A 22061-nucleotide genomic window follows, 5' to 3' on the forward strand; every position below is an offset into this window, starting at 1 on the left:
CGGTGCGGCGGGCCTGCCCTCCCGTAGCCATGGAGGCTTCCTTGAGACCCGTACGTGCCCTCGGCGCGGCCCTGATCGCCGGCGTCCTGACGCTGGCGGCCGGCTGCGGCGCCGGCGACGAGAAGCCGGCGGCGGCGAAGGGCGGCGCGGTCACCGTCCAGGCCGCCAACGGCGCCGTCACGATCCCGGCCGTGCCGAAGCGGATCGTCTCCCTCTCCCCCACCCACACCGAGACGCTCTTCGCCATCGGCGCCGGGCCGCAGGTGGTGGCGGTGGACGAGTACTCCAACCACCCGGCGAACGCGCCGAAGACCAAGCTGTCGGGGTTCAAGCCGAACGCCGAGGCGATCATCGCCCACAAGCCCGACCTGGTCGTGCTGTCCGACGACATGGACGGCATCGTCAAGGCGCTGGAGAAGGTCAAGGTCCCGGTGCTGCTGGAGCCCTCGGCCGCCAAGCTGGACGACGCCTACGACGAGATCATGGACCTGGGCACCGCCACCGGCCGCACGGACCAGGCCAAAAAGCTCACCGACGACATGCGCGCGAAGATCCAGCAGACGGTCGCGGCGGCGTCCAAGGGCAAGGGGCTGACCTACTACCACGAGCTGGACGACCAGCTGCACACGGTGACGTCCAGCACGTTCATCGGGCAGGTGTACGGCCTGTTCGGCCTGGAGAACATCGCCGACAAGGCCGAGAAGGCGGCCGGCGGCTACCCGCAGCTGTCCCGCGAGTACCTCGTCAAGAGCGACCCCTCGCTGATCTTCCTGGGCGACACCAAGTGCTGCGGGCAGAACGCGTCGACGGTCGGCAAGCGGCCCGGCTGGCAGGACCTCACGGCCGTGAAGAAGGGCGGCGTGGTCGAGCTGGACGACGACATCGCCTCCCGCTGGGGGCCGCGCCTGCCCGACTTCGTCAAGGCCATCGGCGACGCGGTGCGGAAGGCTCCGGCGAGGCGGTGAGCGGGCCGTTCGCGGGGGCGTCCGGGGCCCCGGCGGTCCCGGCGCCCGCGCGGCTGCGGCCCGTGCCGCTGGCCGTGGCGGTGGCGCTCCTGATCGCCACGCTGGCGGCGGGGCTGCTGGTCGGCGCGGCCGGGCTGCCGTTCGGCGCGGTGCTGAAGGCGCTGCTGGACCGGCTGCCGTTCGTGTCGGTCGACTCGGGCCTCAGCGTCGTCGAGCAGAACGTGCTGTTCGAGCTGCGGCTGCCCCGGGTGCTGATGAGCGCGCTGGTCGGCGGCCTGCTGGCCATGGCCGGCGCGGGGTACCAGGGCGTGTTCCGCAACCCGCTGGCCGACCCGTACCTGCTGGGCGCCGCCGCCGGCGCCGGGGTCGGCGCCACCCTGATCATCGTGGTGACGCCGGGCGATCCCGCGTACAGCGTGCCGCTGGCGGCGTTCGCGGGCGCCATCGGCGGGGTCTTCCTGGCGTACGCGCTGGGCAACATGGCGGGCCGGGGCGGCGGTTCGGGCGCGGCGACGCTGGTGCTGGCGGGCGTGGCGGTGTCCAGCTTCCTGTCCGCCGTGCAGACGTTCCTGCAGCAGGCCAGTGCGGAGGAGCTGCAGCGGATCTACTCCTGGATCATGGGCGGGGTCGGCTCGGCCGACTGGCGCCAGCTGGCCATGGTCGCCCCGTACGCGCTGGTCTCCACCGTGGTCCTGCTCCTGCACGGCCGGCTGCTGGACGTGCTGGGCGTGGGCGACGAGGAGGCGTCCGCGCTGGGGCTGTCCGCGGCCCGGGTGCGGCTGGTGGTGCTGGTCGCCGCGTCGCTGGCCACGGCCTGCGCGGTGGCGGTCAGCGGGCTGATCGGGTTCGTCGGCATCGTCGTCCCGCACGTGGTGCGGCGGCTGGCCGGGTCGTCGTACCGGGTGGTGCTGCCGCTGTCGCTGCTGGGCGGCGGGGCGTTCCTGGGGCTGGCCGACCTGGTCGCGCGCAGCGTGGTCGCGCCCGGCGAGCTGCCGCTGGGCGTGGTGACCGCGTTCGTCGGCGGCCCGTTCTTCGTGCTGGTGCTGCGCGCGACCCGCAGGCAGGTGGACACATGACGATCACGGCGCGCGGCCTGGACGTCGCGCTGGACGGCCGGCCGGTCCTGCACGGCGTGTCCCTGGACGTGCCGGAGGGCTCCTGGACGGCCGTGATCGGCCCGAACGGCGCGGGCAAGTCGACGCTGCTGCGCGCGCTCCTCGGGCTGCGCGGCGCCGCGGGCGAGATCGCCATCGCGGGCACCGACCCGCGCGCGCTCAAGCCGCGGGAGCGGGCCCGGCTGGTGGCGTACGCGCCGCAGAACCCGAGCCTGCCCGCCGGGATGGCCGTCTTCGACTACACGCTGCTCGGCCGCTCCCCGTACATCCCGTACCTGGGGCGGGAGAGCGCGCGGGACCGCGCCATCGCCGCCGAGGCGCTGGAGCGGCTGGACCTGGCCGGGCTGGCGGGCCGCACCCTGGACCGGCTGTCGGGCGGCGAGCGGCAGCGGGTGGTGCTGGCCCGCGCGCTGGCGCAGCAGACGTCGGTGCTGCTGCTGGACGAGCCCACGACCGCGCTCGACATCGGCCACCAGCAGCAGGTCATGGAGCTGATCGACCGGCTGCGGCTGGCGGACCGGCTGACCGTGGTGACCACGGTCCACGATCTGACGCTGGCCGGGCAGTACGCCGACGACCTGGTGCTGCTGTCGGAGGGCCGCGTCGCGGCCGCCGGGCCGCCGGCGGAGGTGCTCACCCGGGACGCGGTCGCCGCGCACTTCGACGCGCGGGTCCGGGTCACGCCGGGCGCGGGCGGCCGCCCGATCCTCTCCCTGGAGCGGCCGTGAGACTCGATCTGGTGTGGCGCGAGGAGGACGGGGCGCGCTTCTGCGCGACGGTGTGGCGCGCCGGCCCCGGCCTGCGGATGATCTCCTCGGGGATGGCGGGCGGCGGTATCGGGCCGCGGAACTGGGTCCTGAACGCCCAGGTCGCGAGCCACTACGCGCGCATGGACCCGGCCGCGCACATCGCGGAGCTGGCCGCCGCGTACGGCCTGCGCGGCCCCGGCGTCGGGCTGCTGACGGCCGCCTCGGTGGACCGGACGATGCGCCGCGAGGACGAGGGGGTGACGGCGGCGGCGACGGTCGGCCTGCGCGTCCCGACCTGGGCGGCCGCCCTGGCGGGCGCCGCCGATCCCGAGCTGGCACCGCTGACCTCGGCCGACTGGCGACCGGGGACGATCAACATCGTGGTGGAGGTGCCGGCGCCGCTGTCGGACGCGGCACTGGTGAACGCGGTCATGACCGCGACCGAGGCCAAGACGCAGGCGCTCCTGGAGGCGGGCTACCCGTGCACGGGCACCGCCTCGGACGCGATCTGCGTCGCCGCGCCGATCCCCGCCGGAGACGGGAACGGCGGGAACGGGAACGGCGGGGACGGCGCGGAGCCGTTCGCGGGGCCGCGTTCGGTGTGGGGCGCGCGGATCGCGCGGGCCGTCCACGCGGCCGTGCACGCCGGCGCGCTCGACTACTCCGCGTACCTGGCGGGCACCGGCCGCCGCACCACCCCGGTGCGGCGCGGCGGCCGGCAGGGCCAGTGCCGTGGATGAGGGCGACCACCTCCTCGCCTCGTCCAGCGCTCGGCGGCGCCCGGTCAGCCGGTCGACGGCAGCCGCACGCCGTTCAGCGGATGCAGCCCGGTCGGCGGCTCCTGCTCGACGGGCCGGCGGGCGCCGTCGCGGGGGGCGGCCATCTGGGTGAGCGCGTCGACGCGGCGGCGGGCCCGCTCGGCCTCGGCGCGGGCGGCGTCCCGCTCGCCGGTGAGGGCGGACACGGCGGCGCGCAGTTCCTCGGCGGTCCGGGTGAGCTGCAGGTTGGCCTGCTCGAACTCGTGCATCCGGGCCTGGATCTGGTCGCGGTCGGCGACCGCCTGGCCGCGCTTGGTCTCGGCCTCGCGTACGGCGGCGCGCAGGTCGTCGGTGGCGCGGCGGGTCGCGGCGGCCTCGATCCGGTGGCCCTCCACGATCGTCTCGGACTCCGACAGCCGGGCGTGCAGCGTGACCAGCTCCGAGCGCGCGGCCTCCAGCGCGGCGAGCAGTTCTCCCTCGCGCCCGACGACGTGGTCGCGCTCCCGCTCGGCGGCCATCCGGCTCGCGATGGCCTGGTCGGCGGTCTCCTTGGCCTGGGCGGCCTCCGCGCGGGCCGCGTCCCGGTCGGCGGCGGCCTGCTCGGCCCGCTCGCGCGCGGCGGCGGCGTCCCGGTCGGCGGCCTCGGCGCGGGCGCGGGCCGAGGCCGCCTCCCGCCAGGCGTGCTCGGCCTGGCGCTGCGAGGCGTCGCGCTCCTCCTGCGCCACCGCGACGTGCGAGGCGGCCTCGGCCTGGGCCGCCGCCACCCGGCGCTCGACGCCCGCGACGCTCAGCTCGGAGGCCAGCGAGCCGGCCAGCCGGTCGGCGGCCGACTCCAGCCGCTCCACCATCTCCCAGGCCCAGGCCACCTGCCCGGTGAGCCCGGGGGTCTCCTTGCCGCGTTCGCGCCGGTGCCGCGCCTCCCGCCCGCACGCGCCGTCGTCGTCGGCGCAGTAGCGGACGGTCTGGGCGCCGCTCACGGGCTGCGGTAGGGGCCGTCCGCAGTTGGCGCAGGGCCGGACGGCGACGGGGTCGCCGATCCGCGCGACGTCCAGGTCGGGCATCGTGTCGGGCGCCGCCCTGACGGCCGGCGCGCCGCCGGCGGGACGTCCGGCGGCGGGGGCGGGCGCCTCGCGATCGGGACCGGCCGCCGGGCCGCCGCCCGTCCGGTCCCGGGCGTGCCGGGCGCCCGCCGTCGTCTCGCCACCGCCGGGCCGGTGGATGATCTTATGATCACCGAGTGGAGCGACCTTCTGGTCCGTCATGTGCCGTAGTACGCAGGCGCGCCGCGAAGCGTTCGACGTATCTCACGGCATTTCCACCCTTTTATCCCCTGCCGCCGCTATGAACTCTCACCCTGCTCTCGTTGCTCGCGCAAGTATCCTTCCCGCACGCGCCGGCGGCTGAGCTTGCCCGACGGAGTGCGCGGCAGGGAGTCGCGGAACTCGATCCGGCGCGGGTGCTTGAGCCTGGCGAGCAGCGTCGCGCAGTGCGCCAGCAGGTCGTCCGCGAGCGCCTCCCCCGCCGCGCTGCCGGGCGCCGGCTCGACGAGGGCGACCGCGCTCTGCCCCCAGTCCTCGTCCGGGACGCCGATCACCGCCACGTCCGCCACCGCCGGATGCTGGAGCAGCGCCGCCTCGATCTCGGCCGGGTAGATGTTCACCCCGCCGGTGATGATCAGGTCGGTCCGGCGGTCGCTCATGTAGAGCCAGCCGTCCTCGTCCAGATGGCCGATGTCGCCGGGCGTGTAGAAGTCGCCGATCATGCTGGCCGCGGTCTTGCCCGGATCGCGGTGGTACTCGAAGCCGGCCTGGCCGCGCGCGTAGATCAGGCCTGGCTCGCCGGGCGGCAGCTCCGCGCCGGACTCGTCGAAGATCTTGATCTCCACGCCCTCGACCGGGCGGCCCACCGTCCCCGGGTGCTCCAGCCACTCCCGCGGCCTGGCGACGACGACCGGCCCGCTCTCGGTCGAGCCGTAGTACTCGTACAGCACCGGCCCCCACCAGTCGAGCATCCGCCGCTTGGTCTCCACGGGGATCGGCGCGGCGCTGTGGTAGACCTGCCGCAGCGACGACAGGTCGTGGCGGCCGCGCACCTCGTCCGGAAGCGCGAGCATCCGGTGGAACATCGTCGGCACCATGAACGAGTTGGTGACGCCGTACCGCTCGATCAGCTCCAGCGTCGCCGCCGGCTCGAAGTGGTCGCACACCACGACCGCGTGCCCGAGGTTGAGCGACAGCAGGGCGTGCACGCACGGGGCCGAGTGGTACAGCGGCCCGACCGCCAGATGGACCTCGTCGCCCGGCTCGATCTCCAGGTGCTTGGCCAGGGTCTCGCGCAGGACGGCCATCGCCAGCTCGGGCGGGAAGTCCAGCAGCGGGCGCCGCACGCCCTTGGGGCGCCCGGTCGTCCCGGACGTGTAGAGCATGACCGAGCCCATCTTCCGCTCGTCCGGCGGATCGCCCGGCCGCCCCTCCAGCACGGCGTCCAGCCGCTCGAAGCCCGCGGCCGGATCGATGGAGACGCGCCCCTCGGGCTTGACCGCGGCCTCGTCGGCGGCCGCCGTCACCGCGTCCGCGAACGCCGCCTCGGTGACGACGGCCTTGGACCCGCTGTCGGCCAGGATGTACCCGATCTCCGGCGCCGTCAGGTGGCGGCTGACCGGGACGAGGTAGACGCCGCTCTGCATGGCGGCCAGCAGGACGGTCAGGAACTCGGCCCGGTTGCCCAGCACGGTCGCCATCGCGTCCCCGGGCTCCAGCCCGAGGGCGCGCAGCGCGTGCGAGATCCGGTTGACGTCCGCGTGCAGCTCCCCGTACGTGACCGTGCCAGCGTCGCTCAGGAACGCGGGCCGGTCCGGCTGGGCGGCGGCGATCTCGTAGAAGCTGACCCCTTGGACTCCCATGCGTACTCCTCCGGCCCGCGGCTGCTGTCCGGTCCATCGAGCTACGCCGTGCCGGGAGAAGTCAAGACCTGCATAAGTATCGAGTTACATCGGTGACGCGCCGCCGCGCCGGTCCAGCGCGGCCAGCGCCATCGCGTGCAGCAGCTCCGCCATCTCGTCGCGGTCGAGGCCGGCGGCGCTGTACGGGGTGGAGTTGAGCAGCCCGAAGCAGGCGTGCACCGCCGCGCGGGTGCGGCCGGCGGGCTCGCCGGGCCGCAGCCGGCGCAGGACGCCGACCCATTCCTCCACGTAGGCGCGCTGGAGGCGGCGGACCCGGTGGCGGTCGGCCTCGGGGACGTTGTCCAGCTCGCGCCCGTGGACGGTGATCAGCGCGGGCTCGTCCAGCGCGAACGCGATGTGGCCGCGCAGCAGGGCGTCCAGCGCCGCGGCCGGATCGGGGTCGGCGGCCCGCCGGGCGCCCTCGGCCAGCAGCCGCCCGCTGATGTCCAGCAGCATCTCGGCCAGCACCGCCTCCTTGCCGCGGAAGTGCCGGTAGAGGGCGGGCCCGGTGAGGCCGACGGCGCGGCCGAGGTCGCCGATCGACACGCCGTGGTAGCCCCGCCGCGCGAACAGCTCGGCGGCGGCGGCCAGGATCTCGGCCCGGCGCGGGTTGGCCGGCTCGCTGCTGGCGTGCGTCATGGCGGCAGTCTAGACTGGCATTGTTAATGAGGGCTAACATCTGCATCCGAAGCAAATTGTTAATGATCGTTAACAAGCGGGGACGGGTGAGCGAGGGATGAGCGGACCGCCCGAGCTGGTGTCGCGTGCCGATCCCGGCGACGAGGCGTTCAAGAGCGCCGCCGCGGCGAACGAGGCGCTGGCCGCGGAACTGCGCGAGCACATCGACCGGGCCGGGAGGGGCGGCCCCGAGCGCGCCCGCGACCGGCACGTCGCGCGCGGCAAGCTGCTCCCCCGCGACCGCGTCGACACGCTGCTCGACCCCGGCTCGCCGTTCCTGGAGCTGTCGCCGCTGGCCGCGCACGGCATGTACGACGGCGAGGCCCCGGGCGCCGGGATCATCACCGGCGTCGGCCGCGTCGCCGGCCGCGAATGCGTGGTCGTCGCCAACGACGCGACCGTCAAGGGCGGCACGTACTACCCCGTCACGGTCAAGAAGCATCTGCGCGCGCAGGAGGTGGCCCTCCACAACCGGCTGCCGTGCGTCTACCTGGTCGACTCGGGCGGCGCGTTCCTGCCCCGCCAGGACGAGGTGTTCCCCGACCGCGAGCACTTCGGCCGGATCTTCTACAACCAGGCCACGATGTCCCGCGAGGGGATCCCGCAGATCGCGGCGGTCCTCGGCTCCTGCACGGCGGGCGGCGCGTACGTCCCGGCGATGAGCGACGAGGCCGTGATCGTCCGGGACCAGGGCACGATCTTCCTGGGCGGCCCGCCGCTGGTGAAGGCCGCCACCGGCGAGGTCGTCACCGCCGAGGAGCTGGGCGGCGGCGACCTGCACTCGCGCGTCTCCGGCGTCACCGACCACCTGGCCGAGGACGACGCGCACGCGCTGTCGATCGTCCGCGACATCGTCGGGACCCTCGGCCCGCGCGCCCCGCGCCCCTGGGACACCGCCGCGCCCGAGGAGCCCGCGCACGACCCCGCCGAGCTGTACGGCGTCGTCCCGCCCGACCCGCGCACCCCGTACGACGTCCGCGAGGTCATCGCCCGGATCGTCGACGGCAGCCGCTTCCAGGAGTTCAAGAAGGAGTACGGCGCGACCCTGGTGACCGGGTTCGCCCGGATCCACGGGCACCCGGTCGGGATCGTCGCCAACAACGGCATCCTGTTCGCCGAGTCCGCGCTCAAGGGCGCGCACTTCGTCGAGCTGTGCGACCGCCGCTCGATCCCCCTGGTCTTCCTGCAGAACATCTCCGGCTTCATGGTCGGCCGCGAGTACGAGGCGGGCGGCATCGCCAAGCACGGCGCCAAGATGGTCACGGCCGTGTCCTGCGCCCGCGTCCCGAAGTTCACGGTGGTGATCGGCGGGTCGTTCGGCGCCGGGAACTACGCGATGTGCGGGCGGGCGTACTCGCCCCGCTTCCTGTGGATGTGGCCGAACGCGCGCATCTCCGTCATGGGCGGCGAGCAGGCCGCGAGCGTGCTGGCCACCGTCCGCCGCGACCAGCTCGGCGACGCCTGGACCGCCGGGGAGGAAGAGGCGTTCAAGGCGCCGATCCGCGACCAGTACGAGCGGCAGGGCAACCCGTACTACTCCACGGCCCGGCTCTGGGACGACGGCGTCATCGACCCGCGCGACACCCGCCGCGTCCTGGGCCTCGGCCTGTCCGCCGCCGCCAACGCGCCGCTGGAGCCGGTCGGCTACGGCGTCTTCCGGATGTGAGGAGCCCGATGTTCGAGAGCGTTCTGGTGGCCAACCGGGGTGAGATCGCGATCCGGGTCTTCCGCACCCTGCGCCGCCTCGGCGTCCGGTCGGTGGCCGTGCACGCCGGCGCCGACGCGGGCGCCCCGCACGTGCGCGCGGCCGACGAGGCGGTGCGGATCCCGTCGTACCTGGACATCGAGGCGGTCATCGAGGCGGCCCGGCGCACCGGCGCCGCGGCCGTCCACCCCGGCTACGGCTTCCTGGCCGAGAACGCCGCGTTCGCCCGCGCCTGCGCCGCCGCGGACCTGGTCTTCATCGGCCCGCCCGCCGGCGCGATCGAGGCGATGGGCGACAAGATCCGGGCGAAGCGGACGGTCGCCGCGGCCGGCGTCCCGGTCGTGCCGGGCCGCGACGAGGCGGGCCTGTCGGACGCCGAGCTGGCCGAGGCCGCGCTGGCCACCGGCCTGCCCGTGCTGCTCAAGCCGTCGGCGGGCGGCGGCGGCAAGGGCATGCGGCTGGTGCGCGCCGAGTCCGAGCTGGCCGCCGCGATCGACTCGGCCCGCCGCGAGGCGCGCGCGTCGTTCGGCGACGACACCCTGCTGGTGGAGCGGTTCGTCGAGAACCCGCGGCACATCGAGATCCAGATCTTCGCCGACTCCCACGGCAACGCCGTCCACCTGGGCGAGCGCGAGTGCAGCCTGCAGCGCCGCCACCAGAAGATCGTCGAGGAGGCCCCGTCTCCCCTCCTGGACGCCGAGGCCCGCGGGCGGATGGGCGCCAGCGCCGTCGCCGCCGCCCGCGCGGTCGGCTACACCGGCGCCGGGACGGTCGAGTACATCGTCTCCGCCGACCGGCCCGGCGAGTACTTCTTCATGGAGATGAACACCCGGCTCCAGGTCGAGCACCCCGTCACCGAACTCGTCACCGGCCTCGACCTCGTCGAGCTCCAGCTGCGCGTGGCCGCCGGCGAGCCCCTGCCGTTCACCGAGGCCCCCGCCCTCGACGGCCACGCCGTCGAGGCCCGCGTGTACGCCGAGGACCCGTCCCGCGGCTTCCTGCCGACCGGCGGCGAGGTCCTGCTCCTGGACGAGCCGGCCGGCGACCACGTGCGGGTGGACTCGGGCCTCGCGGAGGGCACCGAGGTGGGCGGCGCGTACGACCCCATGCTCGCCAAGGTGATCGCGTGGGGCGCCGACCGGGGCGAGGCCCTGCACCGGCTCGACCGCGCGCTCGCCGCGTACGCGCTGCTGGGCGTGCCGACGAACGTCGCGTTCCTGCGCGCGCTCCTCGCCCACCCCGAGGTGGCGGCCGGCCGCATCGACACCGGCCTGGTCGAGCGCTCCGTGGACGAGCTGGCCCCCGCCGCCCCCGCCCCGCCGGAGGTCCTCGCCGCCGCCGCGCTGGAACGCATGCTCGCCCTCGAGACCGACGATCCGGACCCGTGGGCCGTACCGGACGGCTGGCGGCCCGGAGCGCACGCCTGGACGCCCTGGATCATCACCCCCGCCGGCGGCGCCCCCGTCGAGGTCCGCGTCCAGGGCCGCGCCCGCGACGCGCTCGTGGCCGCCGGCGGCGCCGAGCCCGTCCGCGCCTCCCTCACCCGCGGCCCCACCGGCGACCTCGCCCTCACGTACGGCGGGCGGACGCTGACCTTCCGGGCCGCCCGCCAGGGCAGCACCCTGTGGCTCGGACGCGGCGGGCGGGCCTGGGCCCTCGCCGAGCACGTCCGGGCCGAACGGGGCGCCGGCGCCGCCGCCGCGGGCGACGGCGTCCTGCGCAGCCCGATGCCCGGGACCGTCCTGGCCGTCAAGGCCGCCGAGGGCGACCGCGTCGCCGCCGGCGAACCGCTCGTGGTGGTCGAGGCGATGAAGATGGAGCACACGGTCACCGCGCCGGTCGCCGGCGTGGTCGCCCGGCTCCCGGCCCGTACCGGGGCGCAGGTCGCCCTGGACGCGGTGCTGGCCGTGATCGAGGAGGGCTGAACATGCGCGCACCGCTGGACGGGCTCCCGGAGAGCGTCACCATCTACGAGGTCGGCCCGCGCGACGGGCTGCAGAACGAGAAGGCGATCGTCCCGGTCGCCGACAAGGCGGAGTTCGTCGTCCGGCTGGCCCGCGCGGGCCTGCGCACGATCGAGACGACCAGCTTCGTCCATCCGAAGTGGGTGCCGCAGCTCGCCGACGCCGAGGAGCTCCTCGACGTGCTGCCGCGCCGCCCCGACCTGCGCTACCCGGTGCTCGTCCCGAACGAGCGCGGCCTGTCCCGCGCCCTCGACAACGGCGTCACCGAGATCGCCGTGTTCGGCAGCGCCACCGAGACGTTCGCGCGCCGCAACCTCAACCGCACCGTGGACGAGTCGATCGCGATGTTCGCCCCGGTCGTGGAACGCGCCCGCGCCGAGGGCCTGTGGGTCCGCGCGTACGTCTCGATGGTCTGCGGCGACCCGTGGGAGGGCGACGTGCCCATCGCGCAGGTCGTGTCCGTCGCCAAGCGCCTGATGGACCTCGGCTGCTCCCAGCTGAGCCTGGGCGACACCATCGGCGTCGGCACCCCGGGCCACGTCACGGCCCTCATCGGCGCCCTGGTGGACGCCGGGATCGGCACCGACCGGCTGGCCGTCCACTTCCACGACACCTACGGCCAGGCCCTCGCCAACACCCTCGCCGCCCTGCGCGCCGGCGTCACCACCGTCGACGCCTCCGCCGGCGGCATCGGCGGCTGCCCGTACGCCGAGAGCGCCACCGGCAACCTCGCCACCGAGGACCTGGTGTGGATGCTCGACGGCCTCGGCATCGCCACCGGCGTCGACCTCGCCGAGCTGACCGCCACCAGCCGCTGGATGGCCGGCCGCCTCGGCCGCCCCAGCCCGTCCCGCGTCGTCCAGGCGCTGTCCCCGGTGACCGGCCCGTCCGGCCTGGACTGAGCAGTGCGCGCGGCGACGAAGGAGCGAGCACGTGACGAGGGAAGGCCGGGCGGCGGAAGCCTGGTCACCCGGAGCGCCGTTGGCGCGACCAAGAGATGGGATTCTGATGATCAGCTTTAGTCTCACCGACGAGCAGGAGGAGCTGCGGCGCACGGTCGAGCGGTTCGCGCGGGAGAGCGTGGCGCCGGTGATCGGCGACCTGTACGAGCGCGAGCTGTTCCCGTACGAGATCGTCGCGGCCATGGGGAAGATGGGCCTGTTCGGGCTGCCGTTCCCCGAGGAGCACGGCGGCATGGGCGGCGACTACTTCGCGCTGTGCCTGGCGCTGGAGGAGCTGGCCCGGGTCGACTCCTCCGTCGCGATCACCCTGGAGGCGGGCGTCTCGCTGGGCGCGATGCCGATCTACCGCTTCGGTTCCGAGGCGCAGAAGGCCGAGTGGCTGCCGCGCCTGACCTCCGGGGCGAACCTCGCCGCGTTCGGCCTCACCGAGCCGGGCGGCGGCTCGGACGTCCCCGGCGGCATGCGCACCACCGCCCGGCTGGACGGCGACCACTGGGTGATCAACGGGACCAAGTCGTTCATCACCAACTCCGGCACCGACATCACGGCGTTCGTGACCGTGACGGCCCTGACCGGCGAGCGCGAGATCTCCACGATCATCGTCCCGAACGGCACGCCGGGCTTCACCGTCGGCCGCAAGTACTCCAAGGTCGGCTGGAACGCCTCCGACACGCGCGAGCTGTCGTTCGACGACGTCCGGGTGCCGGCGGCGAACCTGGTCGGCGAGCGCGGCCGCGGCTACGCCCAGTTCCTGCGCATCCTGGACGAGGGCCGCATCGCGATCGCCGCGCTGTCGGTCGGGCTGGCGCAGGGCTGCGTGGACGAGTGCCTGCGGTACGTGCGCGAGCGCGAGGCGTTCGGCCGGGAGATCGGCCGCTACCAGGCCATCCAGTTCAAGATCGCCGACATGGAGCTGCGCGCGCACACCGCCCGGCTGGCCTACTACGCCGCCGCCGCGCTGATGCTGGCCGGCGAGCCGTTCAAGAAGGAGGCGGCGATAGCGAAGCTGGCCGCGTCCAACGCCGCCATGGACAACGCCCGCGAGGCGACCCAGATCTTCGGCGGCTACGGCTTCATGAACGAGTACCCGGTCGGCCGCTTCTACCGCGACGCCAAGATCCTCGAAGTGGGCGAGGGCACCTCGGAGGTGCAGCGCATGCTGATCGCCCGCGCCCTGGGGCTGCCGCCCTCCTGACCGGGCCCCCGCCCCGGCCAGGAGGGCCGTTCAGCGCCCGGTCAGAGGAGGGCCACGCCGAGGACGAGGACCACCGCCAGCGCCGAGACGCCCTGCACGAGGGTCGCCGCGGTCTGGGCGCGGTAGGCCGTCGAGACGCTCATCCCGGAGAACTGCGTGACGACCCAGAAGTACGAGTCGTTCACGTGGCTGACCACCATGGCGCCCGCGCCGATCGCCATGACCGCGAGGACCTGGCCGATCGGAATCCCGCCCATCATGGTGTCCAGGCCGAGCGCCGGCAGCAGCGGCTGCGCCAGCGTGGACGTGATGATCAGCGCTGCGGTGGTGCTGCCCTGCGCGGTCTTCAGCAGCGCGGCCAGCGCGAACAGCACCACCAGCGCGACCGGCCCGGCGACCGCGGAGCCGTCCCCGATGAGGGTCTTGATGTAGTCGGCGGTCGGCGTCGCCTTGATCACGGCGCCGAACGCGCCGCCCGCCCCGGTGATCACCAGGATGACGGCGGCGTCCGACAGGCCCTCGCCGACCCAGGTGGTCAGCACCTCGGCGTCCCGGCGGACCGGGAGCAGCGCGAGGGCGAGCACGACGCCGATGAGCAGCGCGTTCACCGGCGCGCCGAGGTCGCCGAGGACGTCGCCGAGCGAGCCGTCCACCAGGGTGCCGTCGCCGGACGGGAACGCCGCGACCGACCCGACCGCCATGAGCAGGATCGGCACCAGGATCGGCGTCACCGCGCGGCCGAGGCCGGGGATGCGGTCGAACTGCGCCTTGTACTCCTCGAACGTCTGCTCCGCCTGCGGCAGCGCGCTCTCCAGGTTGCCGGTGCGGCGCAGCGCCCACGCCAGCCCGGCGAGGGTGGCGACCAGGGAGACCGGGATGCCGAACAGGATCACCCAGATCAGGCCGTCCGCGCCGATGCCGACGTTGCCGGCGGCGGCGATCGGGCCCGGCGTCGGCGGGACGAAGGTGTGCGAGGCGTACAGGCCGGTGGCCAGCGCGGTGCCGAGGACGACGGGGTTCTTGCCGGTCTTGCGGGCGATCGACCGCTGCAGCGGCGACAGCACCACGTACCCCGAGTCGCAGAAGACCGGGATCGACACGACCCAGCCCATCAGCGACATCGCGATCGCCGGATGCCGGCGGCCGATGACCTTGAGCACCGCGTCGGCGAGCGTGACGGCGGCGCCGGTGCGCTCCAGCACCTTGCCGATGATCGTCCCGAAGATGATCACCAGGCCGATGCTCATCAGGATCGACCCGAACCCGTCGGCGACCGTGCCGCCGAGGTCGTCGACGTACGGCTTGTCCGAGCCCGCGGCGGCGCCGATCCCCATCGCCGCCAGCCCGAACGCGAAGGTCGAGACGACGATCGCCAGGAACGGGTGCAGCTTGAACCGGCCGCTCAGCAAGATGATCAGCCCGATGCTCGCGGCGAGCGCGAGCAGCAGGAATGGGCCGGTGGTCTCCATGGAACTGACTCCTAGACGTGCATTACGGGGTGGGAAAACCAGGGGGAAAAGGGGGTGGGGGGCGTGCGCCGGCGGTCAGGCCGTGCGCAGCCGGACGACCTGCTCGGCCAGGTCGGCCAGGAGGGGGCCCGCCGAGCCGATGAGCTCGCCGAGCGTCCGGGGGCCGTCGGCGAGGCTGAACGCGGCGGTGAGGCCGAGGGCGTACATCTCGTCCAGCGGCCCGGCCACCGAACCGGCCAGCGCGACGACCGGCAGGCCGCGCTCGCGGCCCAGCCCGGTGACCACCGAGACGGCCTTGCCGCCCGCGCTCTGGCCGTCCAGCCGCCCCTCACCGGTGATCACCAGGTCGGCGGAGTCCAGCGCGGCCGGCAGCCCGACCAGCTCGGCGACCAGCTCGGCGCCGCGGGCCGGCTCGGCGCCCAGGACGGCGACCAGGCCCCCGCAGGTGCCGCCGGCCGCGCCGGCGCCCGGCAGGTCGTGCACGCGGACGCCGTAGCGGTCCGCCAGGACGTCGGCGAGGCGGCCCAGCGCGGCGTCCAGCTCCCGGACATGCGCGGGCGTGGCGCCCTTCTGCGGCCCGAACACCGCCGCCGCGCCGGACGGGCCGACGAACGGGTTGGTGACGTCGCACGCCACGCGGAACCGCGTCTCGCGCACCGCGTCCGGGACGCCGGAGTCGTCGATCGCGGCCAGCCCGGCGAGCGCGGCGCCGCCCGGCGGCAGCTCGGCGCCGTCCGCGCCGGTGAACCGCACCCCGAGGGCGCGCAGCAGGCCCGTCCCGCCGTCGGTGGTGGCGCTGCCGCCGACGCAGACCAGGACGTCGCGGGCGCCGCGGGCGACGGCGTCGGCGATCAGCTCGCCGGTGCCGGTGGTGTCGGCGCGCGTCGGCTCCCGCTCGTCCTCCGCCAGCAGCGGCAGCCCGGAGGCCGCCGCGAGCTCCACCACGGCCGACCGGCCGTCGCCGGCGATCGCGTACCGGGCCTCGACGGGGCGGCCCAGCGGCCCGGCGACGGTACGGACGATCTCGCGGCCGCCGCGGGCGCGCAGGAAGCAGTCCAGGGTGCCCTCGCCGCCGTCGGCCATCGGCACCGCGGTCACCGCCGCGGCCGGCAGCGCGCGCCGGACGCCCGACTCCACGGCCGCGCACACGGCGGGCGCGCTGAGGCCGCCCTTGAACGAGTCGGGCGCGACGACGATCCGCACGGCTGCTCCTCCTGTTGTCCCTGGTCACGCGGGTTGAAGAGACCTTAGGAGCGAACGGCGGGCGCGGGCACCGGCCGCGCGCCCAAAGTACGGTGCCCGGCGGCGCCGCCGTTTTGTGCGGCGCGCCAACCGGCCGGGCCGGGGCGCGCGCCCGTCAGCCGAGGTCGGCGAGGTACAGCGCGGCCTGGAGCGCGACCGCGTCGTCGAACAGGCGCGGGTCGCGGCCGGTCAGCTCGGCGATCCGGCCGAGCCGGTAGACGAGGGTGTTGCGGTGCACGTTCAGCTCCCCGGCGGCCGCGGCGACGTGCCGGTCGTGCGCGAAGTAGGTGCGCAGCGTACGGCGCAGGTCGGCCGGCAGCTCCCCGAGGATCCGCCGCCCGGCCGCGCCCGCCACCTCGCCGGGCAGCTCGGCGAGCAGGACGCTGACCTCCTGGTCGCGCAGCGTCGTCTCGGGCGGCAGCGTCCGGCGCCGCAGCGCGAGGCGGCCGCGCCGCACGTTCTCCAGAAGGGCGCCGAAGTCGGCGGCGGTGCCCGCGTCCAGGAGGCACGCCCCCGGCAGCTCGCGGCGCATCTCCCGCAGCCGTCCCCGCAGCGACGCGGGCGCCGCCGCCCCGGCCACCGCCCACAGGGTGCCGGTGACGTCGACCGCCGCCAGCACCTGCTCCTCCCCGCCCGCGCCCAGCCGCCGGTAGAGCAGCGCCGCGGCGCCCGTCGCGTCGCCGGGCCCGTCGAGTCCCGGACGCAGCGCGAACAGCGCGAACGGGGCCGCCGGGCGGGCGCCGGCCAGGCGCAGCCGGCGGCGCCACTGCGCGGCGGTGAGGTGGCCCGCGACCAGGTCGGCGACGATCTGGTCGCGGGTGCGGGCGCGCCACTCGGACTCGGCCCGCATCTCCTGCTGGGTGATCATCAGCTCGGTCATCAGCGCGACGGCGCCGGCCAGGTCGCCCACCTCGGCCGGCTCCCCGGTCACGCCCACCACGCCGGCGATCTCCGCGCCGATCCGGACCGGCAGGTTGACCCCGGCGCGGGTGCCGCGCATCGACCGCGCCTCGGCCCCGGTCACCGCGACCGGCTCGCCGCTCCGCAGCACCCGGACCGCGCCGTCGTGCTCCTCCCCCACCCGGTCCCGGTCGCCGCTGGCGATGATCACGCCGCGGCCGTCCATGAGGTTGACGTTCCGGCCGAGCCGCCTCATGATCTCGTCCACGATGGCCTGGGCGTCGGTACCGGCGATCACGGCTGCCAGCGTAAACGACGTCCCCGGCCCGCCGGCGTACCGCCGGACGGGGCCCGTCCCGGTGTCGCGTGCGTCACATCCGGTTGACCTCCAGCGGACTGGAGGTTCGAGAGTGGACGTACGGGACCTGCCGGGACGGGGCAATCTTGTCGGACCCCGCTGGAATACTCCTCGATCCGGCGCCGTTAAACCGTTCGCCGAAGTGTCAGTCGCTGCAGTAATTTGCTGCGGTACCCCAGCCCTCTTGACCATGCCCGCATGCCCGCATGCCCGGGCCCGACGATTGGAAGACTCAGTTGACCGCTCCCGCTTCTCCTAAGGCGGCGGACGGCCCCAAGGCCGCGGACTCAGGTGGAGGGCTAGATCGCGGCGTGCTCGCCGTGGCCGCGGTCGTGGTGCTCGGCGCGATCATGTCCATCCTGGACGTGACGGTCGTCAACGTCGCCCTCAAGCACCTCACCCAGGACTTCGACGCCCCGCTCGCGACGATCCAGTGGGTCGCGACCGGCTACACCCTCGCGCTCGCCACCGTGATCCCGGTGACCGGCTGGGCCTCCGCCCGGTTCGGCACCAAGAGGCTCTACATCATCTCGATCGTCCTGTTCGTGGCCGGGTCCGGCCTGGCCGGGATGGCGTGGAGCGCCGAGTCGCTGATCGCGTTCCGGGTCCTGCAGGGCCTCGGCGGCGGCATGATCATGCCGGCCGGCATGACGATCCTGACCCAGGCGGCCGGTCCGCAGCGGGTCGGCCAGGTCATGAGCATCGTCGGCATCCCGATGCTGCTCGGCCCGATCATGGGCCCGATCCTGGGCGGCTGGCTCGTGGACGACGTGTCCTGGCGCTGGATCTTCTACATCAACGTGCCGATCGGCGCGGTCGCGCTGTTCCTCGCCTGGAAGATCCTGAAGAAGGACGAGCCCCGTCCCGCCGAGCGGCTGGACTTCCTCGGGCTGATCCTGCTGTCCCCCGGCCTGGCCGCGCTGATCTACGGCCTCGCCACCGGCGCCGAGAAGAACGACTTCGGCCGTACCGACGTGCTGATCACCGCCATCGGCGGCGGCATCCTGGTGATCGCGTTCGCGTTCCACGCGCTGCGCAAGAGCAACACCAGCCCGCTGATCGACCTGCGGCTGTTCAAGCGCCGCTCGGTCGCGGCGGCCGCGGGCACCATGGTGCTGTTCGCCTGCGCCTTCTTCGGCGCGATGCTGGTCCTGCCGCTCTACTACCAGACGGTACGGGCCGAGACCGCCTTCGCCGCGGGCCTGCTGCTCGCGCCGCAGGGCTTCGGCGCGATGGTGACCATGCCGATCGGCGGCAAGCTGACCGACAAGCTCGGCCCCGGCAAGGTCGTCCTGGTCGGCCTCTCGATCGTGGTCCTGGGCGTGGCGGGCTTCGCCGCCCAGCTCACCCCGGACGCCTCGTACTGGACGCTGGGCGTGGCCCTGTTCGTCATGGGCCTCGGCATGGGCATGACGATGATGCCGACCATGTCCGCGGCGATGCAGACGCTCCAGCACGACGAGGTCCCGCGGGCCAGCACCGCGCTGAACATCATCCAGCAGGTCGCCGGCTCGATCGGCACCGCGTTCATCGCCGTCATGCTGGCCACCCAGATGCGCGACCGCGGCCTCGACATGGGCCACGGCATGAGCGCCGAGCCCCCGGCGGGCGCCGCCCAGGTGCCGCCGGGCGTCATCGAGAAGCTCATCGGCAACATGGCCGACGCCTTCCAGACCACCTACTGGTGGTCGCTGGCGCTGCTCGTCCTGGCCTTCGTGCCGGCGCTCTTCCTGCCGCGCAAGAAGCCGGACGCCCCGGTCGACGCCCCCATGCCGATGCACTGACCGGTGCCCGGCCCAGGCCGGACCCGACGAGAGGCGCCCCGGCGCGGACCCCTGAAGTCCGCGCCGGGGCGCCCGCCGTCTCAGGGCTTCCGGCCGACGCCGACGTACAGGTCCATCTCGGGCGCGTCGTCCACGACGGGCCTCCACCGGCCCACCGACACCACACCGGGCTCGACCATCTCCATGCCGGCGAAGAACGCTTCGAGCCGTTCGGGGGTGTGCAGGTAGATGGGCGGCCGCCCGAACGCCCGGTTGTAGGCGGCCGCCGCGCCCTCCATGCCCGCCGGATTGACGACGTTCGTGTTGACCGAGATCACCAGATGGCTGCCCGGGCAGGCGGCGCCCATGAGCGCGTCGACGAAGCTCTGCGAGTCGCCGTCCTCGGCGATGTGGCCGAGGGTGCCGAGCAGCATGATCGCGACGGGCTCGGCGAAGTCGAGCGTCCCGGCCGCCGCGGCCAGGATCTTGCGGGGCTCCCGCAGGTCCCCGTCGATGTAGTCGGTCGCGCCCTCGGGCGTCCCGGCGAGCAGCGCACGCGCGTGCGCGAGGACGATCGGGTCGTTGTCGACGTACACGACCCGCGACTCGGGCGCGGCACGCTGCGCGACCTCGTGCGTGTTGTCGGCCGCCGGAAGCCCGCTGCCGATGTCGAGGAACTGGCGGATGCCGCACTCCCGGACGAGGTGGTCGACCGCGCGCCCGAGGAAGGCCCGGTTCTCCCGCATCATCGCGATCATCTCGGGCTCGGCCTCGACCACCCGCGCACCGATCTCCCGGTCGATCTCGAAGTGGTCCTTCCCGCCCAGCCAGTAGTTGTAGATGCGCGCGGAGTGCGGCACATCGGCGCGGATCAGATCCTCAGGGGCCCCACCGGACGGCTTCTCGACAGCGCTCATCCCCGGAGATTACGCCGCACACACCCACCCCGTGGAGACATCTGATCAAAGCACCACAGAACGCCCTGAGCACCCCTGCCCGGCCCGTCCGCCCTCAGAGCCCACGGGTCTCGCCCGAAAGCGCTCCCAGCATGCCCCGATGGCTTCCCGGGGCTTCCCGGCCGTGCGCATCGAGTGCGCGTGAGGCCGGGAAGCCGGGGGCTCCGGGGAAGCCGGCCTGCGGGGTCAGCCCGCGGGCTGGTTCCAGTACTCGTCCTTCAGTAGGCGCTTGTAGAGCTTGCCTGTGGGGTGGCGGGGCAGTTCGTCGCGGAAGTCGATCGAGCGGGGGCACTTGTAGTGCGCCAGGCGGTCGCGGCAGTAGGCGATCAGCTCGGCCTCCAGGCCCGGGCCCGCGGCGGCCGGGTCGAGGGGCTGGACGACGGCCTTGACCGCCTCGCCCATCTCCGGGTCGGGGACGCCGAACACGGCGACGTCGGCGACCTTGGGGTGGACGGCCAGGACGTTCTCCGCCTCCTGCGGGTAGATGTTCACCCCGCCGCTGATGATCATGTACGAGCGGCGGTCGGTCAGGTAGAGGAAGCCGTCCTCGTCCACGTAGCCGACGTCGCCGAGCGTCGTCCAGCCGTGGCCCCAGGGGTCGCGGGACGCCTCGGTCTTGGCCTTGTCGCCGTGGTACTCGAACTCCGGCCCCTCGCCGAAGTAGAGGGTGCCGGGCTCGCCCGGCGGCAGTTCCCGGCCGTCCTCGCCGCAGACGTGGACCTTGCCGAGGAGGGGGCGGCCGACGGTGCCCTTGTGGGCGAGCCAGTCGTCGGAGTTGGTGTAGACGAAGCAGTTGCCCTCGGTGCCGGCGTAGTACTCGTGCAGGACCGGACCCCACCAGGAGATCATCTGCTCCTTGACGGGGACGGGGCAGGGGGCGGCCGCGTGCACGGCGCAGCGCAGGGACGACAGGTCGTACTTCGCCCGCGTCTCCTCGGGCAGCTTGAGCATCCGGATGAACATCGTCGGCACCCACTGGGAGTGGGTGACGCCGTGCTTCTCGATGGCGGCGAGGGCCTGCTCGGGGTCGAACCTCTCCATCACGACGATCGTGGCGCCGAACCGGATGAAGTTGATGCAGTAGCGCAGGGGCGCCGCGTGGTAGAGCGGTGCCGGCGAGAGGTACACCGAGTTCTCGTCGGGCTGGAAGAGCAGCGAGAGCAGCTGGAAGAGCGGGCCCTGCTCGCCCATCGGGGCCAGCGAGATCTTCGGCTTGATGCCCTTGGGACGGCCCGTGGTGCCCGACGAGTAGAGCATGTCCATGCCCTCGCACTCGTTCTCGATCGGCGTCGCCGGGTGGCGGGCGACCTCCTGCTCGTACGAGCGGAAGCCCGGCGCGGTGCCGTCGAGCATGAGGCGCAGGCCGACGTTCGGCGTCCGGGCGGTGATCGCCTGGGCCGGTTCGGCGACGGCGGCGCTGGCGATGAACGCCTTCGCGCCGCAGTTGTCGACGATGTAGGCCAGTTCGTCGGCCTGGAGGCGGGAGCTGATGGCGGTGTAGTAGAGCCCGGAACGCTGCGCCGCCCACGCGATGGCCAGGAACAGCGGATGGTTCTCGAGCATGAAGGCGATGTGGTCGCCCGGGCGCAGTCCCTCGGCGTGGAGCAACTGCGCGAGCCGGTTCGACTCCTCGTTCAGCTCTCGGTACGTGATGACCCGCCCGGAGCCCGCCATGATCACGGCGGGCTTGCCGGGGGTCCGTTCAGCGATCTGCCCCAGATGCATGAAACCGCACGCTACCGGGAGGAACGCCGATTTGGAATGGGATTCGGTTTACTGGCCTGCCCGGGGTTTACCGTCAGACCAGCATGTGATCGAAGTCACCGTCCTTGGCGCCGCCGACGAAGGCCTCGACCTCCTCTCGCGTGTAGATCAGGACCGGGCCGTCCGGGTACCGCGAGTTGCGCACGGCGATCTCTCCGGTCGGGAGCTCGGCCATCTCGACGCAGTTCCCGCTCGGATTGCTCCGTCGGCTCTTCAGCCAGGCGAGTTCGGTCCGCCGGACGTCCGACAGCTCGGCACCGTCCATCTTTCTGCCCCCTCTAGGCGTTACCGCCTCCCTCTCGGGAGGCCGCGATCTCGCCCCACCCCAACGTCATGGTACGAGATGCACGTGCATTCGTTCTTGCATTCGTTCATGCAGACGGTCTTGCATCTGCACGACATGGGGAGCAAGATAGCGAACGCCCGCCCACGTACCGACCCGCACGCCTCTGGGGTTTGACAATGATCGTTGACCAGGCAGACGACGTGGCGGCTCCGGCCGTCCCCAGCGGACGGCGGCACCCGCGCCGGCACGTCGCGCCGGATCACCCGGCCCGGCCGGCAGGCCGGGCGCACG

General features: G+C 73.9%; 18 protein-coding genes. 9 read left to right on the plus strand and 9 right to left on the minus strand.

All coding sequences use genetic code 11. The features are described 5' to 3' along the window. The first annotated feature begins 41 nt into the window (after positions 1-41). From AB0881_RS09315 to AB0881_RS09330, 4 genes are read left to right on the plus strand one after another with little or no spacing between them, the layout of a single operon-like run. Positions 42-965, plus strand: coding sequence for an ABC transporter substrate-binding protein (locus AB0881_RS09315; protein ID WP_366615617.1), 924 nt, complete (start codon positions 42-44; stop codon positions 963-965). A 53-nt stretch (positions 966-1018) separates the two neighbouring features. Next, entirely contained in the window at positions 1019-2041 is a 1023-nt protein-coding gene (locus tag AB0881_RS09320; protein WP_366615659.1) for an iron ABC transporter permease, read from the plus strand. After that, on the plus strand, positions 2038-2808 hold the full coding sequence (locus tag AB0881_RS09325; protein ID WP_366615619.1) for an ABC transporter ATP-binding protein: 771 nt from the start codon (positions 2038-2040) through the stop codon (positions 2806-2808). Before AB0881_RS09320 ends, AB0881_RS09325 begins: the two co-directional genes overlap by 4 nt. Next, positions 2805-3569, plus strand: coding sequence for an adenosylcobinamide amidohydrolase (locus tag AB0881_RS09330; protein WP_366615621.1), 765 nt, complete (start codon positions 2805-2807; stop codon positions 3567-3569). Before AB0881_RS09325 ends, AB0881_RS09330 begins: the two co-directional genes overlap by 4 nt. A gap of 44 nt (positions 3570-3613) precedes the next feature. Here the strand turns inward: AB0881_RS09330 and AB0881_RS09335 are convergent, their stop codons facing one another. The 3 genes from AB0881_RS09335 to AB0881_RS09345 all read right to left on the minus strand — a co-directional run bounded on the left by AB0881_RS09335 (position 3614) and on the right by AB0881_RS09345 (position 7167). Then, positions 3614-4849 carry a chromosome segregation ATPase gene (locus AB0881_RS09335; RefSeq protein ID WP_366615623.1) on the minus strand — a complete coding sequence of 412 codons (1236 nt, stop codon included), beginning with the start codon at positions 4847-4849 and terminating at the stop codon, positions 3614-3616. A gap of 77 nt (positions 4850-4926) precedes the next feature. Continuing rightward, positions 4927-6489 carry an AMP-binding protein gene (locus AB0881_RS09340; protein WP_366615625.1) on the minus strand — a complete coding sequence of 521 codons (1563 nt, stop codon included), beginning with the start codon at positions 6487-6489 and terminating at the stop codon, positions 4927-4929. Between the two features lie 84 nt (positions 6490-6573). Next, positions 6574-7167: a TetR/AcrR family transcriptional regulator gene (locus AB0881_RS09345; RefSeq protein ID WP_366615626.1), complete on the minus strand. Its 594-nt coding sequence runs from the start codon at positions 7165-7167 to the stop codon at positions 6574-6576. Between the two features lie 97 nt (positions 7168-7264). Between AB0881_RS09345 and AB0881_RS09350 the strand changes: the two genes are divergently transcribed. From AB0881_RS09350 to AB0881_RS09365, 4 genes are all read left to right on the plus strand, one after another. Further along, complete coding sequence (locus AB0881_RS09350) at positions 7265-8872, plus strand: carboxyl transferase domain-containing protein (RefSeq protein ID WP_366615628.1); 1608 nt, start codon at positions 7265-7267, stop codon at positions 8870-8872. An 8-nt stretch (positions 8873-8880) separates the two neighbouring features. Beyond that, a complete protein-coding gene (locus AB0881_RS09355) occupies positions 8881-10836 on the plus strand; it encodes a biotin carboxylase N-terminal domain-containing protein (RefSeq protein WP_366615629.1) in 1956 nt (651 codons plus the stop codon). A gap of 2 nt (positions 10837-10838) precedes the next feature. Further along, entirely contained in the window at positions 10839-11777 is a 939-nt protein-coding gene (locus AB0881_RS09360) for a hydroxymethylglutaryl-CoA lyase (protein ID WP_366615630.1), read from the plus strand. 106 nt (positions 11778-11883) lie between these two features. After that, on the plus strand, positions 11884-13032 hold the full coding sequence (locus AB0881_RS09365; RefSeq protein ID WP_366615632.1) for an acyl-CoA dehydrogenase family protein: 1149 nt from the start codon (positions 11884-11886) through the stop codon (positions 13030-13032). Positions 13033-13073: 41 nt separating this feature from the next. Here the strand turns inward: AB0881_RS09365 and AB0881_RS09370 are convergent, their stop codons facing one another. The 3 genes from AB0881_RS09370 to AB0881_RS09380 all read right to left on the minus strand — a co-directional run bounded on the left by AB0881_RS09370 (position 13074) and on the right by AB0881_RS09380 (position 16941). Continuing rightward, positions 13074-14501 (minus strand): GntP family permease, encoded by a 1428-nt coding sequence (locus AB0881_RS09370; RefSeq protein ID WP_366615634.1) that lies wholly within the window; start codon positions 14499-14501, stop codon positions 13074-13076. Between the two features lie 75 nt (positions 14502-14576). After that, the gene (locus AB0881_RS09375; protein ID WP_366615636.1) at positions 14577-15704 is read right to left on the minus strand and encodes a glycerate kinase; all 1128 of its coding nucleotides are present in this window, start codon (positions 15702-15704) and stop codon (positions 14577-14579) included. A gap of 154 nt (positions 15705-15858) precedes the next feature. Then, a complete protein-coding gene (locus AB0881_RS09380; protein ID WP_366615637.1) occupies positions 15859-16941 on the minus strand; it encodes a sugar diacid recognition domain-containing protein in 1083 nt (360 codons plus the stop codon). A 371-nt stretch (positions 16942-17312) separates the two neighbouring features. Between AB0881_RS09380 and AB0881_RS09385 the strand changes: the two genes are divergently transcribed. After that, positions 17313-18785: a DHA2 family efflux MFS transporter permease subunit gene (locus AB0881_RS09385; RefSeq protein ID WP_366615639.1), complete on the plus strand. Its 1473-nt coding sequence runs from the start codon at positions 17313-17315 to the stop codon at positions 18783-18785. A gap of 80 nt (positions 18786-18865) precedes the next feature. Here the strand turns inward: AB0881_RS09385 and AB0881_RS09390 are convergent, their stop codons facing one another. The 3 genes from AB0881_RS09390 to AB0881_RS09400 form a co-directional block, all read right to left on the minus strand. Next, on the minus strand, positions 18866-19681 hold the full coding sequence (locus tag AB0881_RS09390; RefSeq protein ID WP_366615641.1) for an SAM-dependent methyltransferase: 816 nt from the start codon (positions 19679-19681) through the stop codon (positions 18866-18868). Between the two features lie 225 nt (positions 19682-19906). Beyond that, positions 19907-21445, minus strand: coding sequence for an acyl-CoA synthetase (locus AB0881_RS09395; RefSeq protein WP_366615643.1), 1539 nt, complete (start codon positions 21443-21445; stop codon positions 19907-19909). 73 nt (positions 21446-21518) lie between these two features. Continuing rightward, positions 21519-21749, minus strand: coding sequence for a DUF397 domain-containing protein (locus tag AB0881_RS09400; RefSeq protein WP_366615645.1), 231 nt, complete (start codon positions 21747-21749; stop codon positions 21519-21521). Positions 21750-22061 lie beyond the last annotated feature (312 nt).

Origin of the sequence: Spirillospora sp. NPDC029432 (assembly GCF_040703975.1) — a bacterium.
Lineage (GTDB): Bacteria > Actinomycetota > Actinomycetes > Streptosporangiales > Streptosporangiaceae > Spirillospora.

Excerpts from the sequence above, each read along its gene's own strand:
- AB0881_RS09355 (WP_366615629.1), top strand. The coding sequence starts at position 8,881 with ATGTTCGAGAGCGTTCTGGTGGCCAACCGGGGTGAGATCGCGATCCGG.
- AB0881_RS09395 (WP_366615643.1), bottom strand. The coding sequence starts at position 21,445 with ATGCATCTGGGGCAGATCGCTGAACGGACCCCCGGCAAGCCCGCCGTG.
- AB0881_RS09390 (WP_366615641.1), bottom strand. The coding sequence starts at position 19,681 with ATGAGCGCTGTCGAGAAGCCGTCCGGTGGGGCCCCTGAGGATCTGATC.
- AB0881_RS09350 (WP_366615628.1), top strand. The coding sequence starts at position 7,265 with ATGAGCGGACCGCCCGAGCTGGTGTCGCGTGCCGATCCCGGCGACGAG.
- AB0881_RS09365 (WP_366615632.1), top strand. The coding sequence starts at position 11,884 with ATGATCAGCTTTAGTCTCACCGACGAGCAGGAGGAGCTGCGGCGCACG.
- AB0881_RS09340 (WP_366615625.1), bottom strand. The coding sequence starts at position 6,489 with ATGGGAGTCCAAGGGGTCAGCTTCTACGAGATCGCCGCCGCCCAGCCG.
- AB0881_RS09400 (WP_366615645.1), bottom strand. The coding sequence starts at position 21,749 with ATGGACGGTGCCGAGCTGTCGGACGTCCGGCGGACCGAACTCGCCTGG.
- AB0881_RS09360 (WP_366615630.1), top strand. The coding sequence starts at position 10,839 with ATGCGCGCACCGCTGGACGGGCTCCCGGAGAGCGTCACCATCTACGAG.
- AB0881_RS09345 (WP_366615626.1), bottom strand. The coding sequence starts at position 7,167 with ATGACGCACGCCAGCAGCGAGCCGGCCAACCCGCGCCGGGCCGAGATC.
- AB0881_RS09335 (WP_366615623.1), bottom strand. The coding sequence starts at position 4,849 with ATGACGGACCAGAAGGTCGCTCCACTCGGTGATCATAAGATCATCCAC.
- AB0881_RS09370 (WP_366615634.1), bottom strand. The coding sequence starts at position 14,501 with ATGGAGACCACCGGCCCATTCCTGCTGCTCGCGCTCGCCGCGAGCATC.
- AB0881_RS09325 (WP_366615619.1), top strand. The coding sequence starts at position 2,038 with ATGACGATCACGGCGCGCGGCCTGGACGTCGCGCTGGACGGCCGGCCG.